Here is a 24,137-nt window from a genome sequence, read left to right on the forward strand (position 1 = left end):
TACCATTTTTTAAAGTGGGAATTTGGAACAACGAAGTAATAAATGTTGTTGAGGAAGCTGTTTTTACCGAGCAAGCGATCACTCCAAATGCCAATATGATTCAACATCCGCAAATTGTCGAATCTGCTTTTACTTTAAATTCCTTCATTTTTACTGTCTATCTGGTTGTTACGTTATTTTTAGTATTCAGGTTAATAAGAGGTTTTATTTATATTTTGAAAATTAAAAGCTTGAATGAATATGGAATTAGAAACGGCATCAGAATCATATATCTTGAAAAATCAAATGCTGCATTTTCCTTTTTCAACCTGCTATTTATCGATCCCGAATTAGAAAACCAAAGTACCATCAGAAAACATGAAATGGCACATATAAAACAAGGTCATAGCTTCGACATCCTATTTTGCGAGCTTATTGGTGCAATAAATTGGTTTAATCCAGTCGTTTATCTGTTAAAAAAGGATATAAAGCTTATTCATGAATATTTGGCCGACCTGGAGGTAACCGATTCAGACATGAAGAAGTACGATTATGCCATGTTCCTCATTAAACAATCTATTAGTCTTCAAAACTTAACGCTTACAAATCAAATATTTAATTCATCACTCTTAAAAAAAAGAATATCCATGTTAAATCAAAATAAAACAGCAGGATGGGTAAGACTCAAAATGTTATTCGTATTACCTATAATCTGTGGCATGCTAGGACTATCAACTATGGCTTTTACTAAAACTTATGGTGTAATGGATTTATATGCAAACGCAATAATAAAACAAGACACCGTCAAAACTAATAGCATAATAGAAGGATTAACGATTCAAGAAGAGGGTACTAAAATTACTTTATCTTTTAGATATAATGACTTACTAAAAAAGGGAATGCCAGTATCGAAAAAACTCTTTGTTGTAAATGGCAAATTGATTGAATCCGGAAGCTTTGGTGGTGTCGAAAATGCAGATTATTTTATCGCATTAGATTCAGATAATGGAATGAAAAAATACGGTAAAAAGGCTGAATTTGGCGCAATCGAAGCGGTTGGAAAAAATATTAAAATTTTAGATGTCCCTTCTCCGCCACCCACAGGAAAACCTAATAGACCAAACTTAAGCCCACTACCACCTCCGCCACCGGGTGAACCAAAGGTTAAAACTGAAAAATATCCAAGTCCAACAGCAGCAAGAAATGTCGTTTTGGACAGGCGCAAAAATGAAAAGTTTATCCTTCCGGAAATGAGTTCCGGACGAAAATCACTTCAGATATTGAGTTCATCTGGCAAGCGGATATACACAACATTTAATTATGTGAATGACTGGGATGGTAAACTATCAAACATTCAAATGTTAAAAGACAAAACGATACCAGCCGGAAAATATGTTTATGTTGTGCTGATTACTAAAAAAGATAACCAACCGAACGATTCAAAACGAGGGTACCTTACCATCATTTAACTATTGAGGAACGTAAACCACATATTTCGTTTCAAAAAAATCTTCATCAAAATAAGCTGAAAGCGGGTATAATTCTGCTTTCAGTTTCGATTCTTTAATCTCTTCTGCCAACTCGCCTCCTTTTAAATAAAGAATTCCATTTGGAATTGCATTTAGGGATTCTTTTTTAAACTTTCCTTGAATCCAGGGATAAAATTCTCCTAAACGAGTAACTGCCCGGGAAACCACGAAATTAAATTTCTCTTTAATTTGTTCCGCCCTTAAATGGTCGGCTTTTAAGTTTTCCAAACCAAGTGCCGAAGATACTTCTTTTACCACTTTGATTTTTTTGCCGATTGAATCCACCAGGTAAAAATCAGTTTCAGGAAATAAAATAGCTAAAGGAATCCCCGGAAATCCACCTCCTGTGCCTACGTCTAAAACAGTTTCTCCAGGTTTAAATGCACAAACCTTCGCAATACCCAGAGAATGCAATACATGACGTTCATATAGTTCTTCTATATCTTTCCTGGAGATTACATTAATCTGCGCATTCCAGAAACTATATAAATCGAACAATTGTGCAAACTGGGCAATTTGTATTGCTGATAAATCGGGGAAGTATTTTAGAATGATATCAGGTTTAACTTCAGACATAGTGTGTTTTCAATTGCGTTTATTTCCAGTTTACTTTTTTCTTTCCGAACATTGATAAAAAGCCATTCAACATCAAAAAGAAGAACAAAAGTATATCTAAAATTGGGAACCACCAACGTAAATCGCGATAATTTAACCGGCTTAGCAACTTCGGATAGACCAGACATCTGATGATGATGCTAAACAAAAATAGGCTACCAGCAATATATTTACTTTCCCGACTGAAAAACATACAGACACCAAATCCAACGTAAAACAAGAATTGAAATATGATTTGTAAACTTAAAATGAACTTATGTTTAGACTTATAAAGCTTTCCAGCTCCAAAATGACGTTTTTTCTGGCGTAAATACCCCGCCCAGGTTCGATTCGGTTCGCTCCAAACATGGCTGTCTTTATTTATCCTGATTTCGGTATTTGAAGAAGTTGCATGGGCATTTACAAATAAATCATCATCTCCTGATGGTATGTGCATGTGCGCTGCAAAGCCTTTATTTTTGAAGAAAAGAGACTTCTTGTAGGCCATGTTTCGCCCTACCCCCATGTATGGCATGCCTTTTAATGCGAAGGAAAGGTAGTTAACGGCTGTAAAAAACGTTTCAAATCGGATCAGCGCATTCAGCAAGCCCTTCTTTTTTAAATATGGTGAATAGCCTAAAACGATTTCGGTACGCTCGTCAACAGGCTTTTGCATACACATCAGCCAGTTAGCACTTTCAGGTTCGCAATCTGCATCTGTGAAAACAAGCCAATCGTATTTGGACGCCTTAATTCCCATCGTAACGGCAAATTTCTTTCCGGCAATAAACTTCTCGTTATCCAGTATTTTTACTATTTTCAGATTAGCGTACTTTTTTTCGAGCGCCTCTAAAAATTCTTCGGTTCCATCCCAGGATCTGTCGTTCACAACAACGACCTCGAATTCCGGATAATTCTGCTCAAGTATTGATGGTAAATATTTTTCTAGATTTTTAATTTCATTTCTTGCACAGACAACCACACTAACTCCGGACTTTGCATTATCAGGAACATGCTCTACGCTGATATTGGCTAGTTTCAAGTGTACAAACAGTACATAATACAATTGTACAAGCAGGCAAAAAGTAAAAAAAGAAATCAGACAGATTTCGACCGGATTTAATATCACAACGTTAAAATAAACAGGCGCAAATTTCTCATTTTTAATCTGTAATACACTTCTATGTTGATAAAAAATTAAACAAAAATAAACCCTCATATTTTCTTACTTTTGGCTGATTTTTGTGACGAGAAACACACCATATGAAATTTACTTTACAGGCTAACGATCCGCTGTCAAAAGCCAGGGCCGGAACGGTTACAACAGCCCACGGCGATATACAAACACCTATTTTTATGCCTGTTGGAACTGCAGGCACTGTGAAAGCGGTTCACCAGCGTGAGCTTGAGCAGGATATTAATGCACAGATTATTCTAGGGAATACTTACCATCTTTACTTAAGGCCAGGATTAGAAATTTTAGAAAAAGCTGGAGGTTTACATAAATTTATTGGCTGGGACAGGCCAATTCTAACCGATAGTGGTGGTTATCAGGTATATTCATTAAGTAAAGTTCGGAAAATTAAAGAAGAAGGGGTTACCTTTAACTCGCACATAGATGGTTCTAAACATTTGTTTACCCCGGAATATGCAATGAATATACAGCGAACAATCGGAGCAGATATTATTATGGCTTTTGATGAATGCACGCCCTATCCATGCGATTATACTTATGCTGCAGAATCGATTAAGATGACACATCGTTGGTTAAAGCGCTGCTGTACCCACTTCGACAATACCGAACCGAAATATGGTTTTGAACAAACCTTATTCCCTATTGTTCAGGGTTCTGTATATAAAGATTTAAGGATAAAATCAGCAGAATTTATTGCCAGCATGGGCCGCGAGGGTAATGCCATCGGCGGTTTATCTGTTGGAGAACCTGCCGAAGAAATGTACGCCATGACGGAAATTGTTTGTGATATATTACCTTATGAAAAACCGCGTTACTTAATGGGTGTGGGTACACCAATCAATATTTTAGAAAATATAGCGCTCGGAGTGGATATGTTTGACTGTGTAATGCCTACACGAAACGCCAGAAATGGCATGTTATTTACGAAAAATGGCATTATAAATATCAGAAACAAGAAATGGGAAAACGATTTCTCTCCTATAGAAGCTGATAGCGACTTACATGTAGATTTAGTTACGAGCAAAGCATATTTACGCCACTTAGTTCATAGTAAAGAGATGCTTGGCGCACAAATTGCGACCCTGCATAACTTACACTTTTATCTTTGGCTGGTTAAAGAAGCCAGAGAAAAAATTATTAACGGCGAATTTTACGAATGGAAAAACCAAATGGTTAAGGTTTTGGGTAACAAGCTATAAAATGAATTTAATTAAAGGCAATATAAAAATCATCGATCGGTATATAATCGGTAAGTACCTGGGAACCTTTTTTTATACCCTGGCGATTTTCGTGATTATTATAATCGTATTCGATTTGTCGGAAAAACTCGATGATTTTTTGAAAAGCGGATTAAGCCTTTGGGGTGTAATTACAAAATATTATGCCGGTTCAATTCCTTTTTACATCAACATGCTTTCGCCTCTGATTAACTTTATTGCAGTAATTTTCTTCACTGCAAAAATGGCCGACCAAACCGAAATTGTCCCTATTTTAAGTGGAGGCGTAAGTTTTAACCGTTTCCTTTGGCCCTATTTTATCTCCGCAAGTATCATATTTTCAGCAAACCTGGTCTCGAATTTATACATACTTCCTTACACCAATACGCTGAAAAACAGTTTCGAGAATACTTACGTTAAACGAAACGACCCTTCCACAAAATCTAATATCCACATGAAACTGGATAATAAAACATACATCTATATTCAAAGTTTCGATAATAAAACCAATTACGGATACCGGTTTTCACTCGATAATTTTGAGGGCGATGTGCTGAAAAAAAAGATAATTGCTGATAACATTAAATGGGATTCTACGAAACGTAAATGGCAGTTGAGCAACTATTCCATAAGAAAAATAGATGGTTTGAAAGAAACTATGATTTACGGCAGCGGCAAACTAAAAGATACCATTTTAGATATACGTCCGGATGATTTTTCGGCCTACGATAATGTTGTTCAAAATTTATCTACAAAAGAATTAGCAGAAAAAATCAGGAAGGAAAAAGTACGAGGAACCGGAATTATGAACGATTTAATGTTTGAGCAGTATAAACGATATATCCACCCCTTATCTGCCTTTGTTTTAACATTGATTGGCGTTGCGCTTTCTTCAAGAAAAGTACGTGGCGGCGTTGGTGTATCATTAGGGATAGGTATCTTCATTAGCTTTGCTTACATCGTATTTAATCAATTCACACAAATGTTTTCAACTAAGGGAGGTTTACCGCCGTTTATAGCAGTTTTGTCTCCAACAATAGTCTTTGGGCTTTTAGGGTTTTATTTGCTTAAACGTGCTCCTAAATAATAATGGACGCTACTAAAAAAAATCTGTTAATTCTCCATCTTACCGTCTTCGTTTGGGGCTTTACCGGAGTACTTGGTAAAGTAATTTCTATCGATGCCGTACCCATGGTTTGGTACCGCGTTTTAATTGCCAGCATTACGCTTTTCGCGTGGTTTATCCTGACCAAAAAGAATATTAAAATTACCAAAAAGCAATTTATCCAGTTCTTTTTAACTGGTGGATTAGTTGCCATTCATTGGATATTTTTCTTTCATGCCATTAAAGTTTCTACAGTTTCTGTAACCCTGGTTTGCCTATCATCGTTTACATTATTTACCGCAATACTAGAACCCCTGATAAAAAAACAAGCGATTTTTATTGGAGATATATTAATTGGATTATTAATTATTGCTGGGATATATATGATTTTTAAGTTCGAAACCCAGTATACTTTGGGTATCATTTTCGGTTTGTTAGCAGCAGTAGCTTCAAGTCTTTTCTCTACAATCAATTCTACATTTGTCCAAAAAAGTGAGCCTTCGATAATCGGATTTTATGAGCTGGTTGGCGGATTTTTCTGGATAACATTATATCGATTGTATGATGGTTCATTATTAAATATGCCTTTCAATTTGGGTTCCAAAGACTGGTTTTATATCGCTATTTTAGGAACTTTATGCACCTCGATAGCATACGTTGCAGGCGTATCCGTAATGAGAACTTTATCAGCATTCCGGACGGCTTTAGTTACAAATTTAGAACCAGTTTACGGCATCTTTTTAGCCTACATTTTCTTCAAAGACAAGGAGCAAATGACGGGCGGGTTTTACATCGGATCGGCTGTAATTTTAGCATCAGTTTTTCTTTATCCGATTTACAAAAACAGAAAAAATTGCCTTTAAAAAGCAGGAGAACTCTGTCGTTTTTTTTATGCCTCCACAACGTCGATAAGTTAGTATCACGCTGTGTTGCTGAGACATAAAAATCACCAGTATTATATGGATAATTTGAATGACTATTAGTCTCTAAAGCTGCGTAAATACACGCTTATTAGTTCACTTCCGACCTTCAAAAACTCGAATTTGGGAATGATAGAACTTGAATATATTGCCTCAATTCCAATTGCTGATCGCAAATAAATTTTTATGCACAATTAAGTAAAAAAACACAAAACCTTCTTAAAACAATGATAAAGCCGGTTTTTTGCGACTTAATATTAATTTCCATAATTTATCTGAATTTTATTTTGTTAGTCGTTTATTCGATTCTAGGGCTATTATCACCGGGATTTTAGGCAAAGAAATGACCTTTTTTGACTGGAATATATAGAAATCTTAAGCTAGAAACCTTTTCCAGCTTTAAAAATCGCATCACTATTTAACACCTTCTTACAACTAACCATTTGAAAAAAGTTAAACTTCCATCCATAAATTGATATTAAGTTCTACCTTCCGTGAAGAAAGCCTACACGAGCAATTAAACATTGAATAGAAAGAACTGTAACAAGTTCAAACGAAATAAGACATTTTGTCATCAATAACCAAGTAGGGTATTATTTCTTTTTTGAAAGATTGTTTTCACAATCTCTTCTCAGCAATTGCAATCATCGAAAAGATGCAGCCGAAAATATAGTAGGAATTCAAGTTTACTATGCCAGAAATCCGTGGAAAAATTTAGCTAAATACTTGATTAAAAATTAAGAGAATCTAAAGCATTTTCGATCAGGAATATCCGTTTAGACTGAAATATTTACAAGTATCCATCCGATGAAAAAGCGTACAGAATTATTTATTTTCCATAATTTCGATTAAGATTTTCGATTAAATAGTGTAAATTAAGCACTTTATAAGACAGCTTTCATAAACGCAATAAATTCATCCATTATCAATAAACATTTCAAACCAAAATATATAATTTCACACTCTTGACTACATTAAACATAATCAATATGATTCTAAAAATCAATTATTTATAATATTTTATATTAATTATAATTACACATCGAACAACAGTTAATTTTTATAAAAAACTAAATATTTTAGCATTAAACTTAAATGACATCAGATTATAGCAAAAAATTACTGTTTTTCAAGTATTTAACCATATCTATATCAAGTTTTATGTCACTATCGGTTTTTGGGCAGATTTTCAGCTCCGCACAGAACCCACTTAGTGTAAGATGGGATTACATTCAGGCTGGAGGCTTCAAAATCATCTACCCACAAGAATTGGAAAAAGATGCTCAAAGAATGGCTAATACCCTGCCCTTTATTTATCCTAAAGTTGGCTCGGGTTTAAGGCAATCAAATACCTCCATTCCGCTCCTATTACAGAACCGCGGAACCATTGCAAATGGTTTTGTCCAACTAGGTCCAAAGAAGTCAGAATTCTACGCAACACCGCCACAATTTTTTGATAGTCAAGATTGGCTAAATAATCTGGCTGTTCATGAGCTTAGGCACATCGCGCAATTTGACAAATTGACAGGAACCCGAGCACAGCCATTTCCCGAATTGGTTCATTTCGCTTATTTCGGAGCAGGCATACCCACCTGGTTTTTTGAAGGAGATGCCGTCGTGAACGAGACAGCCTTAACCGAGTCTGGTCGTGGTCGGCAGCCAAAATGGATCATGCCTTTTCGAACCTCAATTTTGGAGGGCAGAAAATTCTCTTACAGCAAAGCCTATTTTGGGTCGAACAAAGATGCAACTCCCGGCTACTATCAAACGGGCTATTTAATGGTTGCCGATATGAAAGAAAAATACGGACAATTTATTTCCGACAGTCTGCTTGGCGACATCAGAAGAAGGCCGATTAGACTTTATCCATTTTCACAAAGTCTGAAAAAGTTCACAGGAGAAAACACAAAAAAATATTTCCGCTCCACCCAGGAAAAATTAGCAGAAAAATGGACAGCACAAGGAGAAAAAATTCAACCTGAAAATTATGAAAGTCTGAATAAAAAAGCGACATTGGCAACCAATTATTTTCTCCCCGTTCGCTTAAGCAAAAGTCAGATTTTAACACTGAAAGAAAGTAAGCAGGACGCCCGTTTTTTTGTCATTATAAAAGAAGACAAAACAGAACAAAAATTATTTGGAATTGGTTACCAGGAGCAGCCATGGTTTAATTACAAAAATGACGTTTTGGTTTGGGACGAAATTCGTTACGACCCGAGGTATAAGCAACGCAGTTATAGTGTAATTTGCAGCTATAATCTGAAGACTAAAAAATTTAAAAAGCTAAGTAGTAAGAGTCGGCTCTTCTCCCCGAGCCTTTCAGAAGATGGGGCGAAAATCGTGGCTGCAAAAGTTGAACTTAACAATCAATTTAATCTCGTGGAAATTGATGCCTTGTCAGGTAAAATTTTGAAGTCACATCCCAACCCCGAAAACGAAATTTTGCAAACACCTAGCTTCGATAAAACCGGAAATCAGATCACATACATCGGGGTGAGCGAGAAAGGAAAAAGTTTGTGGTTGCTGAACGGCGGAAAAAAAACGCAACTCATTTCGAATAGCAGACAGCAGTTAAGCAGACCGATTTTTATAGATGACAAAATTGTTTTCAATGCCCACTTCAACGGCATCGATAATATTTACAGTATTGACATCACTACCAAAAAAATCAGTGCATTGAGCAGCTCAAAATATGGCGCTTTTAATGCAACCCAAACCGAGGATGGAAAAATTATTTTCAACGATTATAAAATCAATGGGTACGAAATCGCAGAGAAAGCGATTATTGAAAAACCAATTGGCGAAAACACTTTTATAGATTTTTCTTCAGCAGCCGAAAAGCAAGAAAATGTTGGCAATATTTTTGAAAATATTCCGGACAGCACATACCGACCGAAGCGCTTTCGACAAGGTTTAAATCTTTTTAGTTTTCATAGCATAATTCCCGTAATCGACAATGAATATGTTTTCGGCCTTGAACTGCAGTCCAGCAATTTGCTGAACACTATGGATTTTTATGCGGGCACAAAATACCATAGAGATTTAAAGCGTTTTGAATATACCGCAGATATTAGTTATAAGGGGCTTTACCCGATTTTAAGCGTTCTATATCGCGACAGACCGAAAAGAACGTTCTATCGAGCTAAAAACGCGACACAGCAGGGCGATTGGCGTGAGCACTACATCAAACTTAACGCATCGCTGCCCTTATCATTTAACGCCCGAAACCAAAACTATGCTTTTACACTAAACGCAGCCACCAGTTTTACGCAACGATACATACCTGAAAACATGCCAGCCAACTTTGTTCGGGAGTTGAAATTCCCGATGGAGTATAATTTTACGTTCAACCACAATGTACGGATTACGGAAAGAGATATCGCTCCAAGATGGGCACAAATTTTCAGGGCGACTTACAACCACCAGCCCTTTGATAAAAACCTGGGTGGTGAAATTATGGCTTTGGAGAGTTTCTTCTATTTCCCAGGCTTAGCGAAAAACCATTCTTTTCTGGCGAGTTTCAATTATCAAAAAGCAAGCGGTGTAAATCAATATGCTACAGAAATTGCAACCGTTTACGGCTACAACAATATCCTCGCGAAAAGCAAACTACAAAACAGCATGCTTTTTAATTATCGTTTCCCATTCGCCTTTCCCGATTGGGAGCTAAGCTCATTGGCTTATGTGCGCAATTTCAGGACTGGTTTATTTTGTCATTACGAAAATATCGGCGTAGACACCAATATCGGCCAGCCGAAAACTTTCGGCATAGAATTGAACAGTAGTTTAAACATTTTGAGGTATCAACCTGTTGTAGATGTTGGAGCGAGGTTGGTATTTGTTAATAAGATTTACAATCAAAACCCGATATTAGAATTTTCATTTAATTATAGCTTTTAACCCCATGAGCGGAAAAACCATCTTCATCATTATCCTAACGGCATTATTAACAGCATTTCTCTTTTTAAACAGCGATGAAGTACCATTCAATTTTATCGTCGTAAATGATGTTCTTGTATCCAAGCTCCTCGTAATAGGCGTATGTGTGCTGATCGGTTTCATTATCGGTTTTGTTGTAGGCAGACCTAGAAAGACAGTCAGCAGCTACGATAGTGAGATTGAAAGAACTCAACCAATTTCGAACAAAAAGGAATTATCCGATGAAGACAGAGACTACATTAACTAGAACCAAGATTTTAAGAATTAACTGATTTTAGGATTGGTAGTGATTTATCAAATTTAGCTAGCAGGATCCAAAATTATAAAATCCAAGAGTTCAGGATTTTTTATTTTAAAAATATTTTTACAACAATTGCAATAGATTGAAATTTAATAGATATTAGATTATCCCCATTTCTGAACAGTAAAATTTAATTCTACCAAAATGAAATGTGGCGATTTAACTGGTCGAATTATAGGCTGTGCAATGAAGGTTCATTCTTTTTTAGGCTCTAACAAAAACCAGGATTAAGAGGATTACATGATTTAGGATTAAGGTCGTCTAAGCATGATAAGTAAAATTATATTAATTACATTCAGCTAAACAAAAAATTCTGAAATCCTACTATCTTAGAAATCCTAGTCCAGGGCACCCATAATTTCCCCATAAAGCAATCCACTTCCACCGCCATAATGCTGAACAATTTTAATCCCTGGCTTCAACGCATTTACGTCCTCTCTAAGCGCATTCTCACACTCAGGGCTAATACCATTACCTAAAAGAATCAAATCAACATCCTGCGTCTTTAAAATCGAAATTGCCTCTTCATCCGTACAGACACAAACACCTTTCCACTCCGGTCGGGCATTAAGCAGGCGGTTCATTACGACGGTAATTTCTGCATCTCTGCCGATATATAGTATGGTAGTTTGCATAATATTTATATTTAACATTAAAAGTAAAGGTTACGAATTTAGCTCATCAGCAAAAAACCCGTAACCTTCAACAATATTTAAAATTCCATTGGAACATCCATTAACAAAACTCGTGCATCAGCAGAATTTGCCTTGAAGCTAACGCTATCGGTATCCCAAATACCCAAACCATCTCTTTTGTTTAAAGTTTGCCCATCAATGGTAACTTCTCCGTTAATTACAAAGGCATAAACGCCGTTCCCAGCTTTTTTAATTTTGTATTCAGCTTCAAAGCCTTCATCAAAATTACCTAATGAAAACCAGGCATCCTGATGAATCCAAACGCCAGCATCATCCTCGTTCGGTGATAAAATCTGCTGAAAGTTGTTGTACATAGCCTGAACGTCTAGAGTTTGTTGGTCGTAACGCGGCGTAACATTTTTCTTGTTGGGGAATAACCAAATCTGCAATAAATTTAATTGCTCATCTGCTAAGGCATTGTATTCGCTGTGACTAACACCTGTACCAGCACTCATAACCTGGATTTCTCCACTTTTAATCACGGCCGAATTTCCCATGCTATCTTTGTGTGCAATGGCCCCGGCTAATGGAATCGTAATGATTTCCATATTATCATGAGGATGAGTACCAAAACCCATTCCTCCATCAATCAAGTCGTCATTTAAAACCCGCAAAACCCCAAAGTGCATTCTTTCAGGATTGTAATAGTTTGCAAAACTGAATGAGTGGTGTGCATTTAACCAACCATGATTTGCATGGCCTCTGGTATTTTCTTTGTGCAAAATAAACTGTGACATAAATTTCCTTTCTTATTTATGATACAAATTTACTGCAGGTTTTAAAGCTGTGCATTGATGTAGGGTAAGTAATACCAGGATTTTCAAGGATTAGAGGATTTCAGGATAACGGAGCTTAAATGCTATGTGAGTTTGTGTTTTGAAAGTACTGCATCGCTATTAAGTTCTCTTAATGCATCTAAAGCTATCCAGTTTGCTTTTTTATTTTGTTGGGCGAGAATATTATTTGCTGTATTAATAGCATGTTGATGTAGAAAAGCATTTCTTTTACCAATTTGTCTTAACGCCCAATTGACTGCTTTTTTAACGAAATTCCGATTATCGTAAGCCTCTCTTTCTATGATTGGCAAGAAGCTCAGAAAAGTTTCATCAGGTTCTTTACTGAGATGAACAGCAGCCGCAGCCATTAAAACAAAGCCTGCGCGTTTCACAAATTCTTCTTCCGCCTTTGTAAATTCCAAAACTTTCAATTTAAAATAAGGCGTTTTAACGAAAAGATTTACGCAAGCTTGGTCACACGTATCCCAGGAAGTAAAATCCTTTGTCCATTGATTTACCTGCGATTCGGTAATGAGTTTATAATCGCCAATAAAGGTTGCCAGTAACCTTGCCTCATGAAAACCTGTTTCCCAAAGCAATAAAGAAAGCTCCTGGTTCTTGCCCATTTGCTTTGCCAGTTTACGAATGTTGGGTACGCGAATGCCGTAAGCCTTTGAAACATCGATTCCAAAATGAGCCATCTTTTTTAAATATTCAGGCTCGCTAACGGATTGCAATTCGGAAAGAATGAAATCTATTGTTCCTGAATCCCCTAAGGCAGACTTTGAATTTGTGGCGTTCATTTCATATTAAACATTTAATAGACAATCGCTTTCCACCTTGCCTGTAGTTCCCCGTATAGGGACTAGAGGGTTTCCAACGCCTGTTCGATATCTGCTAAAATATCATTGATGTGCTCCAAACCAATCGATAAACGGATAGAACCTTGCTCTATACCTACAATATTACGTTCTTCTTCAGTTAGCTTGCTATGCGTGCTTGTTGCAGGATGTGTCGCGATGGAACGTGTATCGGCAAGGTTTGCAGAAATGGAGAACATTTTCAAGCCATCCATAAACTCACGGGCACCTTCCACACCGCCCTCAACAACGATGGTAACAATACCACCACCCTGCTTCATTTGCTTTTTAGCAATTTCATACTGCGGGTGTGATGGCAGGAAAGGGTATTTAACCAACTTAATTTTTGGATGCTTCTCTAAATACTCAGCTACTTTCAAAGCACTTTCGCAATGGCGATCCATACGTACGGCTAATGTTTCTAAACTTTTCGATAAAATCCAGGCGTTAAAGGGCGACAATGCCGGTCCGCTGTGACGGGCGAATGCGACCACATCGGCAATTAGCTCTTTTGTTCCTAAAACTATACCGCCCAGCACTCGACCTTGTCCGTCGATATATTTTGTAGCGGAGTGGATCGAAAGATGTGCACCCAACTTAATCGGTTGTTGCAGGTATGGTGTTGCAAAACAGTTATCTACCACCAAAAGTTGATTGTGTTTTTTTGCCAAATCGCCCAGAAAAGCCAAATCAATGATATCAATACCAGGGTTAGATGGGGTTTCAACGAAAATCATTTTGGTGTTTGGTTTAATTAAACCCTCCCAATTTTCCGGTTTATCTAAATCTGCGTAATCAAAAGTTACACCCCATTTTGAGAAAACATTGGTTAATAACTGATGTGTCGACCCAAAAACCGAACGACTTGAAACGATATGATCACCTGACTTTAAGAAAGCTCCAAAGGTTGTAAAAATTGCTGCCATGCCTGTAGCAGTAGCAAAACCATCTTCAGCACCCTCCAAAAGACACATTTTTTCTATAAATTCAGATGTATTCGGGTTTGAATAACGACTGTAAACATTCCCTTCCTTTTCGTTAGCAAACAAAGCCCGCATTTCTTCAGCGTCATCGAACTTATAGCTTGAAGTTAAATAAATTGGAGCAGAATGTTCTTTATGTGAGCTACGTTCGGTTTGAGTGCGTATCGCTATGGTTTCAAAGTTATCAGATTTCATTTTTGTTAGTATCAAGATTTGAGTATTAAGTATCAAGATTTTGCATGGAGTATATTTTGCATCCCGCATTTTCGCCTTTTCGACTTGATACTTGATACTAAATACTTGCTACTCCTAAATCTTGATACTATTTATTTTGTAAGTAAAATTAATTTTAGCAGAACGTCCTAAGATGTTCGACACGGAGCAATATTTATCGAAAGTCATGGCTAAGGCGCGTTCAACTTTTGCCTGGCTTAGATCGCCGTATAAATCGAAATGAATATCAATTTCATCGAAAATTGGTGGCATTTCTTCGTCTTTTCGTGTGGCATTAATCGCTATTTTAACATCATCAAGCGGTTCCTTTTGTTTAGTCAACACATTCACCATATCGATCCCACTACAACCACCCAGACCGACCAAAAGCATTTCCATTGGCCTGAATCCTTTGCCTTCCCCGCCAATTGCGGCTTTCGCATCCAATTCAACAGTAAAACCAGTCTCATTTTCTGCCTCGAAATTAAATTTTCCGCTTTTGCGGATGAGATTTATATTCATTTTGTTAGTATCAAGTATTTAGTATCAAGTATCAAGATGCATTTCGCTTTTGGTCTTTCTGCTTTTAACTTTCAGCTTTTGTTTAATTATATTCATTCTGTTAGTATCAAGTATCAAGATGCATTTCGCTTTGGTCTTTCTGCTTTTAACTTTCAGCTCTTGTTTAATTATATTCATTCTGTTAGTATCAAGTATCAAGACGCATTTCGCTTTGGTCTTTCTGCTTTTAACTTTCAGCTCTTGTTTAATTATATTCATTCTGTTAGTAGCAAGTATCAAGACGCATTTCGCTTGGTCTTTCTGCTTTAACTTTCAGCTCTTGTTAAATATTATAATAAACTAAATTGTTTTTCTCCAGTTCAGGCAGTTTAACGGGCTCGTTAAAAATTGCAAATACCGACGAACCGCTACCACTCATTAAAGCGAATGCTGCGCCAGCGTCGTATAAACTGGTTTTTATTTGATGAATTTGGGGATACTTTGCGAATACCGAGGGCTCGAAGTCGTTGATAACCTTATTTTTCCATGTTGTTGGCGACAAATGTATGATTTCTTTTAAGGATTGCAAAGGCTTTTTAGCTTTTACTAAAGCATATGCATCGGCCGTACTGACGTGTGCAGGTGGTTTTACCAAAACTTTAAACCAGGCTGACAAGTCAACTTCACACTTTTCAAACTCATCGCCTTTGTTAAAGGCAAAAACAGGTCTATTTTCAATGAAGAAAGCACAGTCGGCACCCAACTGACGGGCATAATCTTCCATTTGCCTTATTGATAGGCCTAAATCGAATTTATCGTTCAACAGCTTAATTAGAAAAGCGCAGTCTGCGGACCCTCCTCCTAAACCAGCGCCCACGGGAATATTTTTCAATAGATTAATCTGCTGCGCCGGAATATCAAAATCATGTTTAACTAAATTGTAAGCCTTTACACACAAATTATCGTTTGCATCACCAGGGATATCGATGCCATGAATTTTACAGGACGTAAATTCTGCATCAGTAATTTCCACCGAATCTTTTATATTAACCGGATAAAAAACAGTTTCGAGGTTGTGGTAACCGTCATTTCGTTTTTCAGTAATATTTAAACCAAGGTTTATTTTTGCGTTTGGAAAGGATAACATTTATTTAGTATCGAGTATTAAGTATCAAGTATCAAGATTTATTGGCTATCAAGATTTTCTTTTCAATCGTTACAACACTTCGCAAACATACAAAAGTCAGGCTTGTTTAAAAATCCGTTAATGTAGAAAACTAAAAAATTTCGGGAATAAGATTTTTTACATATTTGTAGTTAATTAATTATTTAATATTTGGAAGCCCTTTATGGGTTTGGGGTTTATGAAACAATATTTAGATTTAATGCAGCATGTGCTGGATAACGGAGCACAAAAACACGACCGCACGGGAACAGGAACCATCAGCGTTTTTGGCTATCAAATGCGTTTTAACCTGCAGGACGGCTTTCCCATGGTTACCACCAAAAAACTGCATTTAAAATCTATCATACATGAATTAATCTGGTTTTTAACTGGCGACACCAATATTAAATACCTTAAAGATAATGGCGTTCGTATCTGGGATGAATGGGCTGATGAAGATGGAAACCTTGGCCCGGTTTATGGTTCGCAATGGAGAAGCTGGCCAAGGCCTGATGGACAACACATCGATCAGATTACCAATATTATCAATACCATAAAAAATAACCCTGATTCCCGCAGAATTATCGTTTCAGCATGGAATGTGGCAGAGATTGAAAATATGGCTTTGCCACCTTGCCACGCATTTTTTCAATTTTACGTTGCCCCGCCTAATCCCCTGAAGGGGGAAACAAAAGGCACACTTAGTCTGCAATTATATCAACGCAGTGCTGATATTTTTCTGGGTGTCCCATTTAATATCGCATCCTATGCTCTATTAACGATGATGGTTGCACAGGTTTGTGATTTACAAGCTGGCGATTTCGTACATACTTTAGGTGATGCACATTTATATAACAACCATATTGAGCAAGCGCATCTACAATTAAGCAGAGAACCAAAGCCACTGCCAACAATGAAAATCAATCCTGAAGTGAAGAGCATTTTCGATTTTAAATTCGAGGATTTCACGTTGGAGAATTACGAGGCGCATCCACATATTAAAGGAGTTGTTGCAATATAGTTCATTAGTTTCATTTGTTCATTGGTATCATTAGACCAAACGACAACATGTGGACACCGACATATAATTCATTTGTATCATTAGGCTAAGCATTTATTGGCTAAATCTCTATTCTAAATTCATCCCTTGTAATTATTCTGTAAACAAACTAATTATGAGTTATAATCGCATTGAAGATTTAGAAGTTTATATGCTTGCTGAAGATTTGTCAAATGAAATTTGGGATATTACCACGCAATGGGATTTTTTCGCTAAAGATACTGTAGGGAAACAAATTTGCAGAGCTGCAGATTCAATTAGTGCAAACATAGCTGAGGGTTATGGACGTCTTCATTTTAAGGAGAATAAAAATTTCTGTTACTACAGCAGAGGTTCAATTTTGGAAACTAAGTCTTTTTTGAGAAAAATGCGGCATAGAGGTTTAGTTAGCGATGAAATTTACACCCAACTTTTCAACAAGCTTGAAATAGTACACATCAAGCTTAATGCTTATTTAAAATATATTGGAAAGGGCTCGTCTGGCACAAAATCATAAACGGATGAACCCGATGAACAAATGAACTAATGACAAATGAACTAAAAAGCCCTTCGCTTTGCATTGCCGTAGCAGTTGGCGAAAACTTCGCCATCGGTAAAAACAACCAGCTTTTATGGCACATGCCTGCTGATTTGAAGTTTTTTAAACAAACTACTTCTGGCCATACCGTTATAATGGGCCGCAAAACATTTGATTCTGTTGGCAGGCCATTACCAAACCGCAGAAACATTGTGATTACAAGAGACAGCGCGTTAAATATCGATGGTGTTGAAGTCGTAAATAGTTTGGATGAGGCTTTGAATATTACCCGGGATGAAGAAAAGCCGGTTTTCATCGTGGGTGGTGCAGAAATTTACCGCCAGGCTTTACCGAAAACGAATACATTATATTTAACCACGATTCATCATGCTTTCGATGCGGATACATTCTTTCCTGAAATTGATAGAAGCGAATGGGAAACCATAAGTTCTGAGTCTCACAAGGCGGATGAAAAGAATAAGTATGATTATACTTTTGAGGTACTTAAACGAAAAGGTAGTTAGTTTTTATCTATAATTTTAACCGCAAAGATCACTAAGTTTTTCGCAAATTGCGCAAAGGCTTTTAAAAGCATTAACTGCTGCTGGCTTAACTGAAAATTAAATCATCATCTGGCTTGTACCCTATGCCCCTATTCGCAATTTGTTCCAAATCCGCTTTGTGCACTTTGCGCCTTTTTTCTGTGCACACTTTGCGGTTAATGATTAAAAAACACAGATTTCTTTGTATTAAAAATTAATCTTAATAAATTATCAATTAAGGGGTTCTATAATTTAAAAATTTAATTAGATTTGCCGACTTGTTAAAAAACAGCGAAAGACAAATTATTTTAAACAAACAATGCAAGGAAAAGGTTTTATTAAGTTTATAGCGATAGTATTAGCTATCGTTTGTGCGTATGCACTTTCTTTTACTTTGGTCGCATCTAAGGTGGAAAAAGACGCAAAAAACTATGCGAAAGGTGATTTAGCCAAAGAGAAGGCTTATTTAGATTCGATGAGCACTGAAAAAGTTTACCCGGTTTTGGGTTTCACTTATCAGTCAGTTAAATCAAAGGAAATCAATTTAGGTCTTGACTTAAAAGGTGGTATCAACGTAACGATGGAGATATCGTTATCGGAATTAGTTAAATCATTAGCAGATAATACAACTGACGCTAACTTTAACAAAGCATTGCAAAATGCACAAACCCAGTTAAATGCCGGCGGTAAAGATTACATCAAATTATTTGTTGATGAATTCGAAAAATTAAGTCCTGGTGTAAAACTTGCAGATTACTTCTCTAATCAGGATAACGCATCCCAATTAAAACCGAACGCGACCAACAACGAAGTTCAGGCTTTCTTATCGAAAGAAGCTGAAAGCGCAATCGATCGTTCCTTTACAATCTTACGTTCTCGTATTGACGGTTTTGGTGTTGTGAGTCCGAACATGCAAAAACAACCTGGAAGTAACCGCATCTTAATTGAGATGCCGGGTATTCAGGATAAAGAGCGTGTATATAAATTATTACAGGGTTCGGCAGAATTACAGTTCTGGCAAGTGTATCAGGTACAGGAAGTTGTTTCCTTACTTGAAAACATTAACAAAACCTTAGCATCGACATTAAAAGATACTAAAGCTGCTGCTGATACTAAAGATACAACTGCTGCTTCTGCGGCTGGCGGTAAATTAGCTGGTTTGGAAAAAGCCGCGACCGACACAACAAAGGGCGGAAAACTTGCTGGTTTAGGTAAAAAAGATTCTACTGCTGCTAAAGCAGAAATTGCGAAGTCAAACCCATTATTTTCAATATTAAGTGTTCCAACCTACCAGGCAGAAAATGGTCAGCCTTCGCTGCGCCCAGGACCAATTGTTGGTTGGGTTGCACAAAAAGATACCGCTAAAGTAAATTCATATTTTAGAATGCCGGAGGTTGCTGCTGCCATTCCTTCTACAATGAAGTTTATGTGGAGTGTTAAACCTATGGAAGGTTCTAAAGTATTTGAACTTTACGCAATTAAAGTGGTTAGTGCTGATGGCAAACCGGATTTAGGTGGAGACGCAGTTAGTGATTCACGTAATGATTTTGACCAAAAAGGCAAACCGGAAGTAACGATGTACATGACCAGCGAAGGTGCTGCGAAATGGAAAAAAATTACTGCTGAAGCTTCTGCAGATCCACAAAATAAAAAATCGATTGCAATTGTATTAGATAATCAGGTTTACTCTGCTCCTACTGTTCAGAACGAAATTCCTAACGGTGTTTCTTCTATCTCAGGAAACTTCACTCAAGAGGATACTAAAGATTTATCGAACATTTTAAAAGCCGGTAAATTACCTGCTCCTGCTCGTATCGCAGGCAGCTTCGTTGTTGGTCCTACTTTAGGTGCACAGGCCATTCACGATGGTTTAATCTCCTTCGTAATTGCATTTATTGTAATCTTAATCTTCATGGCATTGTATTATCACCGTGCCGGTTGGGTTGCTAACTTCGCCTTATTATTAAACTTATTCTTCATTATTGGTATTCTTGTTTCCTTAGGTGCTGTATTAACATTACCTGGTATTGCTGGTATAGTTTTAACCATCGGTTTATCGGTTGATGCAAACATCTTAATCTTCGAACGTGTTCGTGAGGAACTTGCTCTCGGTAAGAATACTGCTGCTGCGATTAAAGAAGGATTTAAACATGCAATGCCATCAATCATTGACTCAAACGTTACCTTATTCATTTTAGGTGCTATCCTTTACGTTTTCGGAAGTGGTCCGGTGCAAGGTTTTGCAACAACATTGTGTATTGGTATTCTGTCTTCATTGTTTGCTGCTGTTGCGATTTCAAGAGTTGTGTTCGATTCATTATTAAACCGTAAGGTTGAGGTTAGTTTCGATAATAACTTTACTCGTAACGCATTCAAAAACTTAGCTTTCAACTTCGTTGGCCGCCGTAAAATCTACTATGTAATCTCTACAATTATTATTGTTGCAGGTATTGGAATGTACTTTAAAAATGGTGGTTTAAACTTAGGTGTCGATTTCAAAGGTGGTAGAACTTATTTAGTTCACTTCGATAAAGCGGTTAATACGGAGGATTTAAAAACAAAACTAAATCCGGTTTTCGGAAATGAAACGCCTGAGGTTAAAACTGCTGGCGAAGATAGCCAGGTAAAAATTACAACTACTTTTCATATTGAAGATCAGGATCCTAAAACAGATAAAGTAGTAGAAGATGCTTTAAATAAAGGCTTATCAGGTTCTAAATATGAAATTGTAAGCTCGCAAAAAGTAACGCCAATTATTGCCAGTGATATTGTGAATGGTGCATTCTACGCGGTATTGATTTCATGTTTATTCATGTTTATCTATATCGTTATCCGATTCAAAAAATGGCAATATGGATTGGGTGCGGTTATCGCATTATTCCATGATGTTTTGATGGTATTATCATTCTATACAATTTTAGATGGCCTAATGCCTTTCTCATTAGAAATTGGTCAGGATTTTATCGCAGCGATTTTAACCGTAATGGGTTACACCATGACGGAGACCGTAGTTGTATTCGACCGTATCCGTGAGAAATTAAAAGAAGCCGGTAAAGATGATTTACATGGCGAAGAACGTAATCAATTAATCAACTTCGCACTAAACAGTACATTAAGTCGTACAATTTTGACGTCGTTAACCGTGTTCTTTGTATTATTGGTTATCTTCATCTTTGGTGGCGATAGCATCCGCGGATTCATCTTCGCATTATTAATTGGTCGTATCATTGGTACGTACTCATCATTATGCATCTCTACGCCTATCGTAATCGATTTGGGTAGCTCTGCTGAAAAGAAAAACTAGAAATAGATTCTTAAATATTGAACGCCTTCCCGATAAATCGTGAAGGCGTTTTTTTTTGCCTCACCCCTTGAAAGGAAGAAGCATGGCGAATTTCGTAGCTGCCCTCTCCAAAAGAGAGGGTTCTAATGTTCAGTACTTTAAACCTAGAGGTTCGAACCAACATTCTTTGTATCCCTCTCTTCCGGATAGGAATTCCAAAATTAAAATAAATCACAAACTTTCACAGGCTGAGGCTATAGAGATCCTTTCAGTCATCTCAACGTTATATCTGAATACTAGCAATAAGAAACGGTTTCCAAACTCCATTTTCTAAACCTTTTGGCTATCTTTTTGTTAGATTAGTAACAGATAAAGCATTAAAAATGGATTTACAACTTCCCATAAGTGAATACCCAAGAGTAGTTATCGTTGGTGGTGGATTTGGCGGAATTGAACTAGCTAAACGATTAAAAAATAAACCTTTTCAAGTCGTTATGTTAGATAAACATAACTATCATACTTTCCAGCCCTTACTATATCAGGTTGCTACCGGTGGTTTAGAGGCTGATTCAATTGCTTTCCCTCTGCGCAAGATATTTAAAGGTCAGGATAACCTGGTTTTCAGGGTTACCAAGGTAACACAGGTCAATGCGGCTGAAAATTGCCTGATTACTGATATCGGTAAAGTGCGTTATGATTATCTGGTTATTGCCACAGGTTCAACCAGTAACTTTTTTGGCAACAAGGAAATTGAGGCGAACTCTATGCCAATGAAATCAATTCCTGAGGCTTTGGATTTAAGAAGTTTAATTTTACAAAATTTCGAAAAATCGCTAATTGAAAAAGACTTAAATAAGAAGAGTGCATTGTTAAACTTCGTTGTAGTTGGCGGAGGGCCAACCGGCGTGGAAACTGCTGGAGCAATATCAGAGCTTAAAAAACACGTTATTCCGAACGATTATCCTGAAATGGATCTAAGCAAGATTAACATTTATTTAATTGAAAACTCCCCTGAACTACTTGGCCCTATGTCGCCGCAGGCACAAAAAAAGTCGAAAGAATTTTTGATTAGAATGGGTGTTCAGGTAATGAATGAAACAAGAGTGCTGGGTTATGACGGACTTACCCTTTCCTTGCAGGATAAAGCACCGATTTTGAGCTCTACAGTGATTTGGAGTGCTGGTGTTAAGGGAGAGGTGTTACCTGGCTTAGATAAAGCTGAAGTTGTTCGTGGCGGCAGGCTAAAAACAGACACTCAAAACTTAGTTGTTGGTTACCAGAATATCTATGCAATTGGGGATGTCGCAGCGATAATCGATGCAGATACACCGAACGGCCATCCGGGAGTCGCACCAGCGGCCATTCAACAAGGTCATCATTTAGCTAAAAACCTAATCAATATTAAAAACAATAGGCCTTTAGAAAAATTTAAATACTTCGACAAGGGCTCTATGGCCACTGTTGGACGAAATAAAGCCGTTGTAGATATTGGCAAAATCCATTTCCAGGGCATATTTGCCTGGTTTACCTGGATGTTTGTTCACTTAATGACCCTGGTAGGTTTCCGAAACAAAATCATCGTTTTCATTAACTGGCTCTGGAGCTATTTCAGTTATGACAGAGGAACACGTTTGATTATCAGAACTTTTGCAAAAGACAGAAGTGTCGATTATCGGGCAGAAGTTCAGAGCGTGAAGGAAGTTCATTAGGCAATGGTAATCGGTAATCGGTAATCGGTAATCGGTAATCGGTAATCGGTAATTAAAGGAAACTTGAATCTAACCTAAAAGTTTTTAACCTTGCTTCTTTTCTTTGCAAAAAACTTTACGCAATTTCGGTTAAGTAATAAGAAAACATGAACCCAAACAAATTCAAATTAATCGAATGCCCACGTGATGCCATGCAAGGCTTACATGATTTCGTTCCGACTGAATTAAAGGCAGAATATTTGAATTTATTACTTCAGGTCGGTTTTGATACACTGGATTTTGGAAGTTTCGTTTCGCCAAGAGCCATCCCCCAAATGGCAGATACAGCTGAAGTTTTAAGCAGGTTGGATTTGACTACAAGTTCTACTAAACTGTTAGCAATTGTTGCTAATATAAGAGGCGTAGAAGACGCTATAAATCACGAGCAAATAAGTTATCTGGGTTTTCCATTTTCAATTTCGGAGACGTTCCAGCAGCGTAATACAAATTCCAGCATATCGCAATCCTTAAACACAGTTGAAGAAATGCTTTCACTCTGTGTTAAAAGCAATAAAACTGCTGTTGTTTATTTATCGATGGGTTTCGGTAACCCTTATGGTGATGAATGGAACTATGAAATTGTTGAAAAATGGGCTGATATTTTAGTGAATAAAGGCGTTAAAGTCTTATCGCTTGCCGATACCGTTGGTGTTTCTACCCCCCACAAAATAACAGCAATTCTCCCAAAACTGATTTCTAAATTTGGCAGTACAGAAATTGGAATACACCTGCACTCCACGCCTACCGATCGACTTGAAAAAATAGAAGCAGCTTATGATTGCGGTGTTAAGAGAATAGATTCAGCATTAAAAGGTTTTGGTGGCTGCCCAATGGCAGCTGACGATTTAACGGGTAACATCGCCACAGAAGCTGTATTTAGCTTTTTAACATCCAAAGGAGAAAAGCTAAATCTCAATATGGAAAAGTGGAATGAGGCGATGGTTTTGTCAGGAAAAATATTTGGGTGAGTTCCTTTAACTCCCGAGGTCGTCATTTCGAGCGGAGTGAAACGCAG

At 37.2% G+C, this 24,137-nt stretch carries 20 protein-coding genes; 12 read left to right on the top strand and 8 right to left on the bottom strand.

The window, feature by feature from the left end; all coding sequences use genetic code 11:
• Positions 1 to 14 precede the first annotated feature (14 nt).
• On the top strand, positions 15 to 1,448 hold the full coding sequence (locus ASF92_RS08085; protein WP_197413246.1) for a M56 family metallopeptidase: 1,434 nt from the start codon (positions 15 to 17) through the stop codon (positions 1,446 to 1,448).
• On the opposite strand, the gene rsmG is transcribed toward ASF92_RS08085, so the two are convergent.
• Positions 1,449 to 2,084 carry a 16S rRNA (guanine(527)-N(7))-methyltransferase RsmG gene (rsmG, locus tag ASF92_RS08090; protein WP_056090573.1) on the bottom strand — a complete coding sequence of 212 codons (636 nt, stop codon included), beginning with the start codon at positions 2,082 to 2,084 and terminating at the stop codon, positions 1,449 to 1,451.
• Positions 2,085 to 2,103: 19 nt separating this feature from the next.
• Positions 2,104 to 3,321: a glycosyltransferase gene (locus ASF92_RS08095; protein ID WP_197413247.1), complete on the bottom strand. Its 1,218-nt coding sequence runs from the start codon at positions 3,319 to 3,321 to the stop codon at positions 2,104 to 2,106.
• Positions 3,322 to 3,365: 44 nt separating this feature from the next.
• On the opposite strand from ASF92_RS08095, the gene tgt reads away from it, so the two are divergent.
• The 5 genes from tgt to ASF92_RS08120 all read left to right on the top strand — a co-directional run bounded on the left by tgt (position 3,366) and on the right by ASF92_RS08120 (position 10,725).
• Positions 3,366 to 4,496, top strand: a complete 1,131-nt coding sequence (gene tgt, locus ASF92_RS08100) for a tRNA guanosine(34) transglycosylase Tgt (RefSeq protein WP_056090576.1) — start codon at positions 3,366 to 3,368, stop codon at positions 4,494 to 4,496.
• Between the two features lies 1 nt (position 4,497).
• Positions 4,498 to 5,601 carry an LptF/LptG family permease gene (locus tag ASF92_RS08105; RefSeq protein WP_082489494.1) on the top strand — a complete coding sequence of 368 codons (1,104 nt, stop codon included), beginning with the start codon at positions 4,498 to 4,500 and terminating at the stop codon, positions 5,599 to 5,601.
• Between the two features lie 2 nt (positions 5,602 to 5,603).
• Positions 5,604 to 6,482: a DMT family transporter gene (locus ASF92_RS08110; RefSeq protein WP_056090579.1), complete on the top strand. Its 879-nt coding sequence runs from the start codon at positions 5,604 to 5,606 to the stop codon at positions 6,480 to 6,482.
• A gap of 1,218 nt (positions 6,483 to 7,700) precedes the next feature.
• Positions 7,701 to 10,439 (top strand): hypothetical protein, encoded by a 2,739-nt coding sequence (locus ASF92_RS08115; protein ID WP_231729769.1) that lies wholly within the window; start codon positions 7,701 to 7,703, stop codon positions 10,437 to 10,439.
• Between the two features lie 4 nt (positions 10,440 to 10,443).
• Positions 10,444 to 10,725, top strand: coding sequence for a DUF1049 domain-containing protein (locus ASF92_RS08120; RefSeq protein WP_056090587.1), 282 nt, complete (start codon positions 10,444 to 10,446; stop codon positions 10,723 to 10,725).
• A gap of 392 nt (positions 10,726 to 11,117) precedes the next feature.
• Here ASF92_RS08120 and ASF92_RS08125 read toward each other — a convergent pair whose 3' ends face one another.
• The 6 genes from ASF92_RS08125 to ispE form a co-directional block, all read right to left on the bottom strand.
• Positions 11,118 to 11,414, bottom strand: a complete 297-nt coding sequence (locus ASF92_RS08125; RefSeq protein WP_056091109.1) for a hypothetical protein — start codon at positions 11,412 to 11,414, stop codon at positions 11,118 to 11,120.
• Positions 11,415 to 11,491: 77 nt separating this feature from the next.
• Positions 11,492 to 12,211: a pirin family protein gene (locus ASF92_RS08130; RefSeq protein WP_056090590.1), complete on the bottom strand. Its 720-nt coding sequence runs from the start codon at positions 12,209 to 12,211 to the stop codon at positions 11,492 to 11,494.
• A gap of 122 nt (positions 12,212 to 12,333) precedes the next feature.
• On the bottom strand, positions 12,334 to 13,053 hold the full coding sequence (locus ASF92_RS08135) for a DNA alkylation repair protein (RefSeq protein ID WP_056090592.1): 720 nt from the start codon (positions 13,051 to 13,053) through the stop codon (positions 12,334 to 12,336).
• Positions 13,054 to 13,115: 62 nt separating this feature from the next.
• The gene (locus ASF92_RS08140; RefSeq protein ID WP_056090595.1) at positions 13,116 to 14,288 is read right to left on the bottom strand and encodes a PLP-dependent aspartate aminotransferase family protein; all 1,173 of its coding nucleotides are present in this window, start codon (positions 14,286 to 14,288) and stop codon (positions 13,116 to 13,118) included.
• A 114-nt stretch (positions 14,289 to 14,402) separates the two neighbouring features.
• Complete coding sequence (locus ASF92_RS08145; RefSeq protein ID WP_056090598.1) at positions 14,403 to 14,828, bottom strand: OsmC family protein; 426 nt, start codon at positions 14,826 to 14,828, stop codon at positions 14,403 to 14,405.
• 322 nt (positions 14,829 to 15,150) lie between these two features.
• The gene (ispE, locus tag ASF92_RS08155; RefSeq protein ID WP_056090604.1) at positions 15,151 to 15,954 is read right to left on the bottom strand and encodes a 4-(cytidine 5'-diphospho)-2-C-methyl-D-erythritol kinase; all 804 of its coding nucleotides are present in this window, start codon (positions 15,952 to 15,954) and stop codon (positions 15,151 to 15,153) included.
• A 217-nt stretch (positions 15,955 to 16,171) separates the two neighbouring features.
• Between ispE and ASF92_RS08160 the strand changes: the two genes are divergently transcribed.
• The 6 genes from ASF92_RS08160 (at position 16,172) to ASF92_RS08190 (ending at position 24,090) form a co-directional block, all read left to right on the top strand.
• Positions 16,172 to 16,993 carry a thymidylate synthase gene (locus ASF92_RS08160; RefSeq protein WP_056091112.1) on the top strand — a complete coding sequence of 274 codons (822 nt, stop codon included), beginning with the start codon at positions 16,172 to 16,174 and terminating at the stop codon, positions 16,991 to 16,993.
• 154 nt (positions 16,994 to 17,147) lie between these two features.
• Complete coding sequence (locus tag ASF92_RS08165) at positions 17,148 to 17,528, top strand: four helix bundle protein (RefSeq protein WP_056090607.1); 381 nt, start codon at positions 17,148 to 17,150, stop codon at positions 17,526 to 17,528.
• A 29-nt stretch (positions 17,529 to 17,557) separates the two neighbouring features.
• Positions 17,558 to 18,073: a dihydrofolate reductase gene (locus ASF92_RS08170; RefSeq protein ID WP_056090610.1), complete on the top strand. Its 516-nt coding sequence runs from the start codon at positions 17,558 to 17,560 to the stop codon at positions 18,071 to 18,073.
• 337 nt (positions 18,074 to 18,410) lie between these two features.
• Positions 18,411 to 21,395 (top strand): protein translocase subunit SecDF, encoded by a 2,985-nt coding sequence (gene secDF / locus ASF92_RS08175; RefSeq protein ID WP_056090613.1) that lies wholly within the window; start codon positions 18,411 to 18,413, stop codon positions 21,393 to 21,395.
• 362 nt (positions 21,396 to 21,757) lie between these two features.
• Positions 21,758 to 23,083 (top strand): NAD(P)/FAD-dependent oxidoreductase, encoded by a 1,326-nt coding sequence (locus ASF92_RS08185; protein WP_056090619.1) that lies wholly within the window; start codon positions 21,758 to 21,760, stop codon positions 23,081 to 23,083.
• Between the two features lie 146 nt (positions 23,084 to 23,229).
• The gene (locus ASF92_RS08190) at positions 23,230 to 24,090 is read left to right on the top strand and encodes a hydroxymethylglutaryl-CoA lyase (RefSeq protein WP_056090622.1); all 861 of its coding nucleotides are present in this window, start codon (positions 23,230 to 23,232) and stop codon (positions 24,088 to 24,090) included.
• Positions 24,091 to 24,137: the final 47 nt, after the last annotated feature.

This window comes from Pedobacter sp. Leaf176 (assembly GCF_001424305.1).
Lineage (GTDB): Bacteria > Bacteroidota > Bacteroidia > Sphingobacteriales > Sphingobacteriaceae > Pedobacter.